General features: G+C 62.6%; 14 protein-coding genes and 3 pseudogenes. 9 read left to right on the top strand and 8 right to left on the bottom strand.

All coding sequences use genetic code 11. The annotated features are described in order from the left end of the window. Positions 1-78 precede the first annotated feature (78 nt). Positions 79-981: a sterol desaturase family protein gene (locus tag J3A71_RS18695; protein WP_095114864.1), complete on the top strand. Its 903-nt coding sequence runs from the start codon at positions 79-81 to the stop codon at positions 979-981. Here J3A71_RS18695 and J3A71_RS18690 read toward each other — a convergent pair. Then, positions 943-1,629 carry an AraC family transcriptional regulator gene (locus tag J3A71_RS18690; RefSeq protein WP_060516359.1) on the bottom strand — a complete coding sequence of 229 codons (687 nt, stop codon included), beginning with the start codon at positions 1,627-1,629 and terminating at the stop codon, positions 943-945. The two genes, J3A71_RS18695 and J3A71_RS18690, sit on opposite strands and share 39 nt — an antisense overlap. Before the next feature lie 207 nt (positions 1,630-1,836). On the opposite strand from J3A71_RS18690, the gene J3A71_RS18685 reads away from it, so the two are divergent. Beyond that, positions 1,837-3,510, top strand: a complete 1,674-nt coding sequence (locus J3A71_RS18685; RefSeq protein WP_016486073.1) for an MFS transporter — start codon at positions 1,837-1,839, stop codon at positions 3,508-3,510. Between the two features lie 104 nt (positions 3,511-3,614). Here the strand turns inward: J3A71_RS18685 and J3A71_RS18680 are convergent, their stop codons facing one another. Beyond that, entirely contained in the window at positions 3,615-4,184 is a 570-nt protein-coding gene (locus J3A71_RS18680; protein WP_016486074.1) for a hypothetical protein, read from the bottom strand. Between the two features lie 30 nt (positions 4,185-4,214). After that, complete coding sequence (locus tag J3A71_RS18675; protein ID WP_096425910.1) at positions 4,215-4,601, bottom strand: VOC family protein; 387 nt, start codon at positions 4,599-4,601, stop codon at positions 4,215-4,217. Positions 4,602-4,764: 163 nt separating this feature from the next. Between J3A71_RS18675 and J3A71_RS18670 the strand changes: the two genes are divergently transcribed. The 5 genes and pseudogenes from J3A71_RS18670 to J3A71_RS18650 form a co-directional block, all read left to right on the top strand. Continuing rightward, complete coding sequence (locus J3A71_RS18670) at positions 4,765-4,950, top strand: hypothetical protein (protein WP_024717937.1); 186 nt, start codon at positions 4,765-4,767, stop codon at positions 4,948-4,950. 150 nt (positions 4,951-5,100) lie between these two features. Further along, positions 5,101-6,006: a LysR family transcriptional regulator gene (locus tag J3A71_RS18665; RefSeq protein ID WP_016486077.1), complete on the top strand. Its 906-nt coding sequence runs from the start codon at positions 5,101-5,103 to the stop codon at positions 6,004-6,006. A 117-nt stretch (positions 6,007-6,123) separates the two neighbouring features. Further along, a pseudogene (locus J3A71_RS18660) lies at positions 6,124-6,219 on the top strand (paraquat-inducible protein A); the annotation flags it as partial. Then, positions 6,216-6,530 (top strand): annotated as a pseudogene (locus J3A71_RS18655) (paraquat-inducible protein A); the annotation flags it as partial. The pseudogenes J3A71_RS18660 and J3A71_RS18655, both read left to right, overlap by 4 nt. After that, positions 6,530-6,796, top strand: a pseudogene (locus J3A71_RS18650) (ABC-type transport auxiliary lipoprotein family protein); the annotation flags it as partial. The pseudogenes J3A71_RS18655 and J3A71_RS18650, both read left to right, overlap by 1 nt. Positions 6,797-6,806: 10 nt before the next feature. Here the strand turns inward: J3A71_RS18650 and J3A71_RS18645 are convergent. The 3 genes from J3A71_RS18645 to J3A71_RS18635 form a co-directional block, all read right to left on the bottom strand. Then, positions 6,807-8,321: an MDR family MFS transporter gene (locus J3A71_RS18645; RefSeq protein ID WP_096425911.1), complete on the bottom strand. Its 1,515-nt coding sequence runs from the start codon at positions 8,319-8,321 to the stop codon at positions 6,807-6,809. A gap of 10 nt (positions 8,322-8,331) precedes the next feature. After that, a complete protein-coding gene (locus J3A71_RS18640) occupies positions 8,332-9,000 on the bottom strand; it encodes a TetR/AcrR family transcriptional regulator (RefSeq protein ID WP_016486082.1) in 669 nt (222 codons plus the stop codon). Between the two features lie 208 nt (positions 9,001-9,208). After that, positions 9,209-10,963: a phosphoethanolamine transferase CptA gene (locus J3A71_RS18635; protein WP_080641008.1), complete on the bottom strand. Its 1,755-nt coding sequence runs from the start codon at positions 10,961-10,963 to the stop codon at positions 9,209-9,211. 204 nt (positions 10,964-11,167) lie between these two features. Between J3A71_RS18635 and J3A71_RS18630 the strand changes: the two genes are divergently transcribed. Next, positions 11,168-11,326: a DUF2986 domain-containing protein gene (locus J3A71_RS18630; RefSeq protein ID WP_082421970.1), complete on the top strand. Its 159-nt coding sequence runs from the start codon at positions 11,168-11,170 to the stop codon at positions 11,324-11,326. Between the two features lie 232 nt (positions 11,327-11,558). Here J3A71_RS18630 and J3A71_RS18625 read toward each other — a convergent pair whose 3' ends face one another. Both J3A71_RS18625 and J3A71_RS18620 read right to left on the bottom strand, forming a co-directional pair. After that, complete coding sequence (locus J3A71_RS18625; protein WP_031311767.1) at positions 11,559-11,933, bottom strand: hypothetical protein; 375 nt, start codon at positions 11,931-11,933, stop codon at positions 11,559-11,561. A gap of 204 nt (positions 11,934-12,137) precedes the next feature. Beyond that, the gene (locus tag J3A71_RS18620; protein WP_016486086.1) at positions 12,138-12,728 is read right to left on the bottom strand and encodes a biliverdin-producing heme oxygenase; all 591 of its coding nucleotides are present in this window, start codon (positions 12,726-12,728) and stop codon (positions 12,138-12,140) included. Between the two features lie 183 nt (positions 12,729-12,911). Between J3A71_RS18620 and J3A71_RS18615 the strand changes: the two genes are divergently transcribed. Further along, entirely contained in the window at positions 12,912-13,403 is a 492-nt protein-coding gene (locus J3A71_RS18615) for a GNAT family N-acetyltransferase (protein ID WP_016486087.1), read from the top strand. The last annotated feature ends 12 nt before the right edge of the window (positions 13,404-13,415 follow it).

The following is a 13,415-nucleotide window of genomic DNA, read 5'->3' as shown; positions in this document are numbered from 1 at the left end:
TGTGCATGCGCCGTTCTTTCAAGCGCCTACCTGGCCTCAGGCCCGACACTGGTGGCTCCTGACAACCTGGAGTCACCCATGCGCACCCTCTACGCCCCGCTATTTTTCTTCGGTTACATTGCCGCGGCACTGTCATTGGCAGACCACCCGTTGTGGCTGCTGCCACTGCTGGCCAGTGCGGTGTTGCTGTCATTCACCTGCGAACGACTCATCCCCTACAAGGCCGCCTGGAACCAGACACAAGGCGATGGCCGCCGCGACCTTTGCCACGCACTGATTAACGAATGCCTGACCCTCTGCAGTGTGGCGGGCATCCCGCTACTTGCCCACTGGCTGCCGGGAGCAGGGTTTTGGCCTGATCAGTGGCCGTTGGCCTTGCAGTTGCTGCTGGCCATTGCGTTGGCCGACCTGGGCATCACCCTGGTGCATTACGCCAGCCACCGTAGCCCGCTGCTGTGGCGGCTGCATGCGGTGCACCACAGTGTCACCCGCTTGTACGGCTTCAATGGGTTGATGAAACACCCTCTTCACCAGTTGCTCGAAACCTTGGGCGGCACCTTGCCGCTGCTACTGCTCGGCTTACCCGTGGATGTGGCAGCGTTGCTGGCATTCAGTGTGTCTATCCAGCTGTTGTTACAGCACAGTAATGTGGACATGCGCATCGGCGGCTTGCGCCATGTGTTTGCCTGGGCGCCGGTGCATCGCCTGCATCACCTGAAGTACGGCCGCACCGGCGACGTCAACTTTGCGCTGTTCTTTCCGCTCTGGGACCGCCTGCTTGGCACGCTACTGTACTTGCCAGGCTATGCGCTGGCGGATGACGACATGGGCATCGGTGATCGGCCTGACTACCCGCAGGCGTACCTGGCGCAATTGCGTGAGCCGTGGGTGAGCGGGGAGTTTCACCCACCTGCGCTATTGCCGGTCGGACTGCGCCAGGCTTTAGCCGAGCGTACGGAGGCGCAAGTGACGCAAAACTGACCCGGGGCTGAGGCCGAACTGGTGGCGAACGCTGCGGGTGAAATGCGCCGAGTCGGCAAACCCCGCCGCCAATGCCGCTTCGGTCAGGCTGGCGCCGCCCAGCGCCCGTTGCAGGGCCACGCGCAAGCGCTGCCACAGCACCAGCCGGCGCACTGACAGTTTCAGTGAGCCGCTGAACAGGCGTTCCAGCTGGCTGATCGACAGCGCTGCAGTGCTGGCCAGTTCCTGGGCCGGCAATGTCTTGTGGTCGAGTGCGCGAATTCGCTCGAGGGCTTTTTCCAGTCGCGGGTCGAGCGGGCGACGCGGCCAGCGCCCCAGGCTCTCAGCCAGAAGCTCTGCGCTGTTGCCGGCTTGCTCGCAGGCCTGGGCAAGGCCTGCCAGGTCGAACGCCAGCGGTTCGGCGAACAGGGTAAGGCAGGGTACGCCATGACTGAGGATGGCATGGGGTTGCCGCGACGCGATCAGCACCTGCGGGCCGCTGCAGATCTGCTCGCCCAGGCGCACCTCGACATCCGCACCGAGGCCGACAAGTATCTGATGCGCGTAGTGCACGTGGCTGTCGGTCTTGCCGAGCGTAGACCGCAGCAGGCAGTAATCGTCAGCCAACCAGATGTCGCCCTGCCAGCCCGGTGTTGCCTTGTCGTTCATGCCGCCCTCTTGTGTAGCGCCAGGCGGGTGGATATCCCGGCAAAGCCGATTATGCTTCATTTACCTTGCTGCGATCCGAGGCGGCCCGCCTCGTCGTGCTTCGCGCAACCAAAGCAAGCCCTAGGGCCTGGGTGCGACGGTGAAAGGGATGTGACTCACTCCCTGTGAGGTGCTCCGGCCTGCATGACGACAAGACGGAGGCAACCCATGGCGGTTATCGACAGCGCATCCACGGGCAGTAGCGCGCCCCAACGCGGCATTACCAAGGAGGAGCGCAAGGTCATCTTCGCCTCGTCTCTGGGCACGGTGTTCGAATGGTACGACTTCTACCTGTATGGTTCACTGGCCGCGATCATCGCCAAGCACTTCTTTGCCGGTGTCAATGAAACCACCTCGTTCATCTTCGCCTTGATGGCCTTTGCCGCCGGTTTTGCGGTACGGCCATTCGGGGCTATCGTGTTCGGTCGCCTGGGCGACATGATCGGGCGCAAGCACACCTTCCTCATCACCATTGTGATCATGGGCCTGTCCACGGCACTGGTGGGCCTGCTACCGAGCTACAGCGCGATCGGCGTGGCAGCGCCGATCATCCTCGTGACCTTGCGCTTGCTGCAGGGCCTGGCCCTCGGTGGCGAGTACGGCGGGGCGGCCACCTATGTGGCTGAACATGCGCCGAAGGGCCGACGCGGCTTCTTTACCGCCTGGATCCAGACCACCGCGACCTTGGGGCTGTTCCTGTCGCTGCTGGTCATCATGACCTGCCGCACGGTCATGGGTACCGAGGTGTTCGAGGCCTGGGGCTGGCGGGTACCGTTCCTGCTGTCGATCCTGCTGCTGGCAATCTCGGTGTACATCCGCATGCAGCTCAACGAGTCGCCGGTGTTCCTTAAGATGAAGGCCGAGGGCAAGGCATCCAAGGCACCGCTGACCGAGTCGTTCGCCCGCTGGGACAACCTCAAGGTGGTGATCATGTCGCTGCTGGGCGGCACCGCCGGGCAGGCCGTGGTCTGGTACACCGGGCAGTTCTATGCACTGTTCTTCCTGTTGCAGATGCTCAAGATCGAGCCGCAGACGGCCAACCTGCTGATTGCTGGCTCGTTGCTGATCGGCACGCCGTTCTTCATATTCTTCGGCAGCCTGTCCGACCGCATTGGCCGCAAGAAAATCATCATGGCCGGCTGCATCATCGCTGCGCTGACCTATTTCCCGATCTTCAAGGCGCTGACCGAGTACGGCAACCCGGACGTGTTCGTCGCCCAGGAGCAGAACCCGGTCGTGGTGGTGGCTGACCCTGGCCAGTGCGCGTTCCAGTTCGACCCGGTGGGCAAGGCCAAATTCACCAGCTCCTGCGACATTGCCAAGAGCCTGCTGGCCAAGCGCGCCATTCCTTACACCAACCAGGCGGCCGAACCTGGCAGCGTGGCGCAGATTCGTATCGGTGAGCGGGTACTGCCAAGCTTTGAAGGCAGCAGCATGGCCGCAGCGGATTTCAAAGTGCAGAACGAGGCGTTTACCGCCACCTTGAGTGGTGCGTTGAAAGAAGCAGGCTACCCGGAAAAGGCCGACCCCGCGAAGATCCACTACCCGATGGTGCTGCTGTTGCTGACCATCCTGGTGATCTACGTGACCATGGTCTACGGGCCAATCGCTGCCTGGCTGGTGGAGCTGTTCCCGGCGCGTATCCGCTACACCTCGATGTCGCTGCCTTATCACATCGGTAATGGCTGGTTCGGCGGCTTCTTGCCCACGGTTGCGTTTGCCATGGTGGCGGCTACCGGGGATATCTATTACGGCTTGTGGTACCCGATCGTGATCGCGGTAATGACGGCGGTGTTGGGGATACTGTTCCTGCCAGAGACCAAGGACCGGGATATCAACTGATGGGGCAGCTGTGCCGGCCGCTTTGCGGGCAAACCCGCTCTCACAGACTGTGTTGTACATGTGGGAGCGGGTTTACCCGCGAAGCGGCCGGCACAGGCAGTCAATCAGTCGAAGTACCCTCGCAAGCCGAAGGTATACCCCGTATCCACGTCAACTGGCTCACCCCGGCTCCAGCGCTTTTTCAACACGAATTCGAACGCCGGCTCGTACAGCCCGTCGCGCACCAGTGCCCCCGCCAGCACTTCCACGTCATACCAGCCGTTGTCCAGCTCGATGATGGGCCGCCCCGGCACCTGGTAGCGGGCAATCAGGTCACCCAGGGTCTTGGGCGTGAAGTGCTGTAGGATGCGCCAGGTGTACAGCATCAGCGCCCCATGCTCCACGCGCAGCACATAGCCATTGCGCCGGTGCTTGAGCCGGCTGCCGGCTTCGCGCAGGGCCGGGGTATGGCCATCGAGCGTGAACAGGATGCGGTAAGGCAGGTTGTCGACCCCGGCCAGCGGCAGCACGATGCCTTCGCGCACCGCCTTGTCGCCGCTGTCGTCATGGGTGAAGGCGTAGGCCAGGTCATCTGCAAGCTCATGCTCTTGCTTGAAGCGCTCGAGCAGCTGGATATCGCCAAGCAGAAAGTAATCGACCAGGTCATTGAGTACTTCGCTGAATTCGTGGCGCATCTGTTTTCCTTATTGGTGCGCGTTGGGGTGTCAGTGTTTCTGGGCGATCTGGATCAGGTTGCCACAGGTGTCATCGAATACGGCCACGGTGATGGGGCCCATGTCGGTGGGCGGCCGGGTGAACTGCACGCCCGCTGCACACAGCCGTGTGTATTCGGCCTGGATATCACGTACGCCAAACGAAGTGGCGGGGATCCCGTCCTGCTTTAAGGCGGCCTTGTACACCTTGGCCGCCGGGTGCGCGTCGGGCTCGAGCAGCAGTTCGACGCCACTGGGATCGTTGGGGGAGGTCAGGGTCAGCCAGCGGTGCCGGCCCATGGGAATGTCATGTCTGGGTTCGAAACCGAGTACGTAGTGGTAGAAGGCCAGGGCCTTGGCCTGGTCGTCGACGAGAATGCTGGTGACCACGATCTTCATAAGCGCACACCGTTTACCTGGGGCCGATGACTATCAGTAAAGACGTTAGGGCGTTTTTGACCAGTGGCTGCATTGCCTGTGGGGCTTTTTTCCCGCTGCGTGGCAGTGGATGCGCGACCTATCGTTGGCCTGGCCTTACCTAACCCACCAAGGAGTGCAATGCGTGCAAGATGAACCGATGAAAGACCTGCCAGACACCCGTGATGAGGATCAGGCGGATGCCGCCAAGCCGTCTGCAACGCTGTCCCGGCGCAAGCGTAGCGTGGCCCCGGTTTGCGCAATGGGCTGTGAGTCGGGGTACAAGCAGATTGGGGAGGACTGCGTTCCGGAGAACCCGGAATTCGAGTGAAGCAACGGGCCGGGGCAACTCGGCCCATACAAAAAACCTGTGCAAGGCATAGGTAAATCCTTCCGCTCTCAGCACCCACTCGCCGCTGGTCAGGGGTAAAGTGTCAGGCATGATCCCAGTCTGCCCAGACCAGCGTCAGAGAGGTACCCTGTGGCTGCCTATACCTTGCGACAACTGAAGTACTTCGTCACCACCGTGGAGGCCGGCAGCGTGGCTGAGGCCTCGCGCCAGCTGTACATTGCCCAGCCGTCCATTTCCACGGCCATCAAGAGCCTGGAAGAAAGCTTTGGTGTGCAGTTGTTCATCCGCCACCACGCCCAAGGCGTATCACTGACGCCCAGCGGCAAGCGCTTCTACGCCAAGACCCGGTCGCTGCTGCAGATGGCCCATGAATTCGAGCAGAACGCCCTGGCCGACAACGACACCGTGGCGGGGCAGATCGACATTGGCTGTTTCGAAACCGTCGCACCGCTGTATCTGCCGCGGCTGATCGCCGGCTTTCGCCAGCGTTACCCCGGCGTGGATATCCGCCTGCGCGACGGCGAGCAGCAGGAGCTGATCCAGGGCTTGACCGCCGGCACGTTCGATCTGGCGTTTCTTTATGATCATGACCTGGACGGCACCATCGAAGCCGAGCCGTTGATGCCGCCGCAAAAGCCCTACGTGCTGCTGCCGGAAAACCACCGCTTTGCCGGCCAGGCCCACGTGTCGCTCCGCGACCTGTGCCCGGAGCCGATGATCCTGCTGGACGTGGCCCCCAGCCGCACCTACTTCGTCAGCCTGTTCAACGAGATGGGCCTGACGCCGAACATCGTCTTCAGCTCGCCGTCGATCGAGATGGTGCGTGGCATGGTCGGGCAGGGCTTCGGTTTTTCGCTGCTGGTGACCCGGCCGCATTCGGAATTCACCTACGACGGCCAGCGTCTGGCCATCCTGGATATCGCCGAGCCGGTGGCGTTGTCGGGGCTGGCGGCGGCGTGGTTGAAGCGGGTGCAACTGACCAAGCCTGCACAGTTGTTTGTGGAGTTTTGCCGGGAAGAACTGGCGAAGTTCTGAGGCGGGCATGCCGTGCGGCACGCACTAGCAGCGCCAGGATCTGATCATCTGTGAGTACTGCGACACGGTGTACCAGCGTGCGCCACTGCTCAAGCACGAGCGCGCCCTTTGCCGGCGATCCCCGGTATCGGCCTGCTGGCCTTGGCCGCGTTGAGCATGCTGATCATCCATATCGCCGGCAAGGATATTCGCGACTTGTGGGTGCAGGTATGAATGACCCGGCCAACGCCGACGAGCTGGGCCTGTGCCTGTGCTATGGCTGCGGCCAGGCCTGTGAGCTGAGTAGCGGCGCTCACAGATGCACCCGCTGCGGTGCAGCCATCCACCGACGCAAGGCCAATGCCATCACTCGGGGCTGGGCGTTTCTGCTGGCGGCGTTGGTGTTCTATATCCCTGCCAACCTACTGCCGGTGATACACACCCAAATGCTTGGCAGTGGCAGTGAAAGCACCATTGGTGGTGGCGTGCTGGAGTTCTGGGAGGCCGGCGCCTGGGACATCGCGCTGATGATCTTCGTTGCCAGCTGGGTGGGCCAGCGGGTGGCGGCACTGCGGCACTGCGGGTGGACGTACAGCGCTTCGATACGGTGCCGGGGCGCTATGCCTCGCTGGACGCTGTGTGGCGGCTGAAGCGGGTAGGGCAGGCTGAGCTGACCTGCCGCACCTCGGTGCAGACGGTGGCTGACAACAGCATCACCAGCCTGGTGAATGCGCATCAGGCCAACCTGCGCAAGCTGGCCGAGGCGGTGCGGGGCAGTGCCGGTCGGGGTAGCTGCTTGCAAGCTGCCTGAAGGCCTGTCGTCAACCCTGCGTCGCTTTGCGTAGCGGCACCTCACGCAGCAGCCAGGACAGTGCGAAAGCCACGCTGGTGATCGCTGCGGCCAGCAGGAACACGCCATGCATCGCCCCGGAAAATGCCTGCAGGTAGCTGTGCTGCAGGGCGGTGGGCAGGGCATGCACGGCAGCTGGCGAAAGGCTTGCGGCTCCCCCGGCACTGGCGGCGAAGTCACTGCCCAGGCCACCCAGCAAGGCATGCGAGAACAGGGCGCCGAACAACGACACGCCAATGGCGCCGCCAATCGAGCGGAACAAGGTGGCCCCTGAGGTCGCCACGCCCATGTGGCGCAACTCGACGCTGTTCTGCACGGCCAGGATCAGCACCTGCATGACCATCCCCAGGCCGGCACCCAGCAAGCCCATGTACAGGTTCATCAGCGCCATGGGGGTATCCAGCTCCAGCCGGCTGAGCAGGCCCAGGGCAATGGCTTGCAGCAACGTGCCGAGGATCGGGAACACCCGGTAACGCCCCCAGCGGCTGATCAGCCGCCCGGTAATCGCCGACACCACCAGCAGGCCACCCATCAGCGGCAGCATCTGCAGCCCGGCGCTGGTGGGCGTGGCGTTCTTGACTACCTGCATGTACAGCGGCAGGAAGGTGACCGCGCCGAACAGCGACACCCCGACGATGAAACCTATCAGCCCGGCCAGCACGAAGGTACGGTGACGGAACAGGTGCAGCGGCATGATGGGCTCGGCGGCGCGGCGTTGTTCCAGGACGAAGCCGACCAGGCCAATCAGGGCGAACAGCGAAAGGCAAAGCATGTCCAGCGACTGCCACGCCAGCAAGCTGCCGCCCAGGCTGGTGATGAGTACAAGGGCCGCCAATGCCACGGTAAGAAAGAACGCGCCGATGTAGTCCACCGTATGCCGTACCAGGGCCACGTGCGGGCGGAAAACACTGCCGATAACCAGCAGCGCCAGCAGGCCCAGGGGCAGGTTGATGTAGAAGATCCAGTGCCACGACAGCTGCTCGACCAGAAAACCGCCGATCAGCGGCCCTACCACGGTGGCCAGGCCGAACACGCCACCGAACAGGCCCTGGTAGCGGCCACGTTCGGCAGGCGGGATGACATCACCGATGGCGGCCATCGCCACCACCATCAAGCCGCCGCCACCCAGTCCTTGCAGGGTACGGAAGACGATCAGCTGGGCCATGTCCTGTGCTGCGCCACACAAGGCCGAGCCCAGCAGGAACAGCACGATGGCCACCTGCAGCACGCGCTTGCGGCCGAACTGGTCACCGAACTTGCCATACAGCGGCACCACTACCGTGGAGGCCAGCAGGTAGGCGGTGACCACCCACGACAGCCAGCGCAGCCCACCGAGGTCGCTGACGATGGTTGGCAGTGCGGTCGAGACGATGGTCTGGTCGAGGGCGGCCAGGAACATCACCAGCATCAGCGCTGCCAGCAGCAGTGGAATGGAGGTTTGCGCGTCCGTTGCGGCGGGGGAGGTATCATTGGATACAGGTTGCACGGTGCTTACCTCAGCTGGGTGTGGCGTTGGCCTGGGCATGCTGCTGGCCAGCGTCCTGCAGGCCTGCAAGGGCAAAGCGGTAAAGCTGCGCAGCAACGGCCTCGCTGGGCATCTGCAGAATTTCGTGCAGCGCCCCGGAGCCGCCGCGCGGGCCGATCAGCAGCATTGCCCACGGCGCTGTGACGCACAGGATGCAGCGGGTCAGGGCCGGTTCGTCGACGGGGATGGTGCTGACCTCGCTGAACAGCCCCTTGAGCAGTGACAGGCGCAGGGGGGCGGCCGCCTGCAGATGCGCCTGGCCATGAGGGCTGGGGGCGAGGATTTCTGCGGCCAGTACCCGCAAGTGCCAGTTGTCCCGGGCCTGCGTGGCCTTGTACACCACCAGTTCCACCAGCACGCGCAGCTTTTCGGCCGGTGTCTGGCTGCCTTGGGTGATGCGTTGCAGGTCGCTGAGGTCGAGGAAGCGTTGGCGGGCCTCGTCGAGCACGGCCAGGTACAGGCCATTGCGGCTGCCAAAATGGTAATTGATCGACGCCAGGTCGACCTCGGCCTTGGCCGCGACGGCCTTGTTGCTGGTTTCGGCGTAACCCAGTGCGGCGAACAGTTCGCCGGCGGCTTCGAGGATGCGCGTACGGGTGACGGCGCCGTCCTTGCGGGGTTCGCGGGGGGCTGCGGACATGGTGGGTACTCTGCAAACCAGGAATGTGGGCAGAGCGTGGCTGAGACTTAATCTAAAATCAATTTAAATTTAATTTATACGGCAAACGGCCTATCGCGATTCTTGTAGGAGCAGCCTTGTGCTGCGAAGCGGCCGGTACAGGCCACGCATCTGTATGCCTCCAATACCGGCCTCTTCGCAGCACAAGGCTGCCCCTACACGTGACGATCTACTGGTGATTACTGGCCGTTTCCTGCACTTGCCCGGGCTTGTCCAGTGGCAGGTGGTCGAACTCGCGCAAGCCATCCTTGCGGTACGGGTCACCAATCCAGCGTGGTGCCACGACAAATTCCGTGCTCACCAGGCTCTTGGCCGGCTCAAAGCGGTCGTAGCTCAGCCCGGCCAGGTCGGACAGGGTATGGATCAGGTGCGAACTGCTGTAAGGGCGGCTGGCCATCGCCTGCAGGTCGCGGGGGTGCTCGGCCTGCCAGCGTGGCGAGGTCCACAGCAGGAACGGGATGGTGTACATCGGCCGGGTCGGTGCGCCTTCGTTGCGCCCCAGGCGGTCGTGGTTACCGGAGCTGTACACGTCTTCGCCGTGGTCAGACAGGTACAGCAGGAAGCCATTGGGGCTGCCGGCCGCATAACGCTTGATCAGGCTCGAAACCACGTAGTCGTTGTAGCGCACCGCGTTGTCGTAGAAGTTGTAGGTTTCTACCTGGTCTGGCGTCAGCACTTTCGGTACGCCTTGGCCATCGGTGAAGTGCGCGTAGTCGTTCGGGTAGCGGAAGCGATAGTCCATGTGCGTGCCCAGCAGGTGCACAATGATGAACTTGTTTGGCGCCGGGTCTTGCAGGGCCTTCTCGAACGGCGCCAGCACCACGTCATCGTACTGGCTGGCGTTCTGGTTGCGCTGGTTGTTCAGGTAGACCGGCGCGTCGGTCTGCTGCGAGAAGGTGGTCAGCATGGTGTTGCGCTTGGTCATGGTCTGCTGGTTGGTGATCCAGAAGGTCTTGTAGCCTGCCTGTTTCATCAGGTTGATCAGCGAGGGATCGGTAAGGAAGCGGTCCGGGTTTTGCTCGTTGCCAAAGGTGAGGATCTGCTGCATCACCTCAATGGTGTACGGGCGTGGGGATACCACGTCGCGGAACACCGTCAGGCCCTTGTCGCTGGCCGCCAGTGCGTCGAGGTTGGGTGTGGTGTCGCGGTTGTAGCCGTACAGGTGCATGTGCTCGCGGGTGGTGGACTCGCCCAGCACCAGCACCAAGGTGCGTGGCGCCGTACCGCTGCTGTCACGCAGGTTTTGCAGAGGCGGTAACGCGGCATTCTGCGCCAGCAACTCCTGCATGTTGTCCAGTTGCTGGCGGTACTGACGGTAGCCCACCAGCAGTTGCCAGGGCACGGCGGGCTCCATGCGCTGCTGCACCTTCTCGGCGGCATCGGCGAAGTTGCGCTCCTGGGTGACCATCTGCTTGTAGAACGGGTACACCAGGTTGGCCACCAGCAACAGGGCCACCACCGGCAGGCGGCTGCGCAGGGGCAGGCTGACCGGGCGCACGCGCTTCCACAGCAGTACCGCACCCAGCGTGTACAGCAGCAGTGCCAGGCCCAGCCACACACTGAAGTACTGGCTGAAGTATTCACCGGCCTCGGCGGTATTGGATTCGAACATCACGAAGATGACGCTTTGCGAGAACTCCTGGCGATAGATGCCGAAGTAGCTCAAGCCCACCAGCGATGCAGCCCACAGCACCAGGCCGATGACGGCCGCCGTGGCACGGGTGAAGCGGGGCAGCAGCAACACCGGGGCCAGCCACAGGCTGCTGAGGAAGAACGCATCGCGAAAACCGGCGAAGCCGGTAGTACCGCTGAACAGCAGCAATGCCTGGGTGACGCCAGAGAAGTACCAGAAGAACAGCAGCAGCCAGCCCAGGCCGGCCCAGTCCACGCGCGTGCGCACGGTGGGGGATGTAGTGTGTGACACGTATGCCTCGTCGTACCTTGACGGCCAGCGGATGTGCCCGTGACCTTAAAGGGCGTGACGCTAATGTGCGGCGTGTGAAAATAACGTCAACGTGGCGACTGACAGGGGCTGGCCGGTTACCCGGCGCCATGTTTACTGGCGCAATACGCAGACCACACAGGTACTATGTGGTCTGCTAAACCGCACTGACAGGCCCTGTGGATTATGAATCGTCGAAAGAAAATCAAGCAGCTATTGGAGGCGCATGCCAAGAAGGCCAATGCCAAACTGGCGCCGCGCAAGCCCAAGTACATCTGCAAGGCAGACCGCTTGAAGATGGAAGCAGAGGCGGCGGGGGATACCCCTGATGGAGCGCAAAGCTGATAGCGGAATTGGAAACTTACCCTGTGGGAGCGGCCTTGCGTCGCGATAGGGCCGCATAGCGGCCCCAGATTTCAACGTCACGGCAACCCTTGCCGGGGCTGCTTTCACAGGTACTGCATAAGTCTGAAGCTTGCGCTGTACCTGTGGGCGCTGGCCAGGCGGCGATGAGGCCAGATCAAGCAGCACCAGACAGCTGTCCCGCAGAGCGTGCGACCCGCATCAGGCGTGATGGTCAACGGCGGTAATAACGGTAGTCGCCATGGTGGCGCTGGTGCATGGCCCGCTCATGGCGGCGCTCCCAATCACGGCGCCGTTCCCAGTCACGCCGCCGCTCCCAGTCCCGCCGGGCTTGCTCCCGCCGCCACTGCTCACGGCGCCAGTCGCTTCTGTGGTCATGCCAGCGGTCGTCGTCGTGAGCCAGCAGCGTGGCCGGCTGTGCATTGGCTACACTGGCCACCCTCGACCAGGGGTTGGCGGCAGGCTGTAACGGTGACTGAACCGCAGGCGCCATCGCCACCGGTGCTTTCATTTGAGTTGCGGATGCCGTGCCCACCGCCGCGAACGAGAACAGGCCGAGCAGCACCAACCTTGCGACATGTATTTTCATGAGCGAAGCCAACCTCTGATAACAATTGAGCCATCTGGCCAGCAGGTGTGGACGAACCTTGTCTCGCGTTCCGCTACCTTTCTGTGCCTCCCACATAGACCGGCAAACGGGAAAAAGTTCGCTACAGCAACAACTTGTAGAAATTTATGATGCCTGGTCACTACGTTCCACAAGCCTGACTGTGCGCGTGCAGCGATCTACTGTTCATTGGCTTGCGAACACTTCTCGCAGGTGTGCCCGGTAACTGTCGAACGCGGCAATCGTACCCACAATGACCTCGGCCTCTTGCTCGTCAGTCAGCACCAGGCCATCAAGCCTGGCCACGAACTCGCGCCAGTGCAACGCGCGCCCATCGGGGTGCGGTGCCAGGTGGCGGGCACCCTGATCGCCATCCAGGCCCAGGCGCTGGGTTTGCTTGAACAGGAACGCCGCCCCCAGGTTCGAGCCTTCACTGCAATACAGCCATCCCAGCGCCTGGGCCGGGCTGGCGCTGACTTGTCGAGGCGGCGCTGGCAGCGACAGGCCCAGGTCACGCAAGTCGTCCTCTACTGCCGCGAAGCGTGACAGCGCCACCAGGCCCGGCAGGCGCTGGTTGAGTTGGTCATCCTGGTAAAGCGCCACTAGGCTGCCATGAAAACGGTGCTGCACCTGCAGAAAGCGGCCATAACGCTCGTGGCTCTCGAAGGGCCGGGCCGCCATTACCAGTTGATCAACGCTGTCATGGTCCCGGCTGCTAGCCGCTTTCAGGCGTTGGCAGCGGCTCGGCTGCAAGAGGTCGGAGTGTACAGCTGTCATGGGTGTATCCGTGGCAAGAAGGCAATGTGTCAATCATGCTTGCCAGCAAGGGTAGGCGGCAAGCGCGAGCGAGAGCCCCGCACGTCGGTGGGTCGAAAAAACACCAGCCCTTGGGCTATAGGAGCGGCTTGCCCGCGACTGATTTAACATGGCTGACGCATTCAAGTTCCCCAGGAGCCAGTCATGAGTACCCTACAGTTCCGTACCCCCACCGTTGCAGACGCCGAGCGCTGCTACGCCATTGAAATCGGCGCCTATGAAGGAGATGAAGCGGCCACGCTGGAAAAAATCCGCACCCGCATCGCGCAGTATCCGCACGGCTTCCTCATCCTGGAAAACATGGGTGAAATCGTCGGCTTCATCAATAGCGGTTGCGCCTACGAAGTGGTCATGTCTGATGAAGACTTCAAGGAACTGGTCGGCCATGACCCGGCAGCACCGAACGTGGTGATCATGTCGGTGGTGGTGGACCCTGCGCACCAGGGCAACGGTTACGCCAAGCGGTTGATGGACGAATTCATCGCCCGCATGAAGGCGTCAGGCAAACAGACCATTCACCTGATGTGCAAGCAGCAGCATGTGGCGCTGTACCAGAAGATGGGATATCAGTACGTCAAACCGTCGCCTTCGGACCATGGCGGCATGGCCTGGCATGAAATGATCCTCGCGCTGTAATCCATGGGCCAG

The organism is Pseudomonas sp. PvP089 (genome assembly GCF_017875165.1).
Classification (GTDB): Bacteria; Pseudomonadota; Gammaproteobacteria; order Pseudomonadales; family Pseudomonadaceae; genus Aquipseudomonas; species Aquipseudomonas fortuita.
The sequence above is the reverse complement of the archived record's forward strand: the minus strand, read 5'-3'. Positions and strand labels throughout refer to the sequence as shown.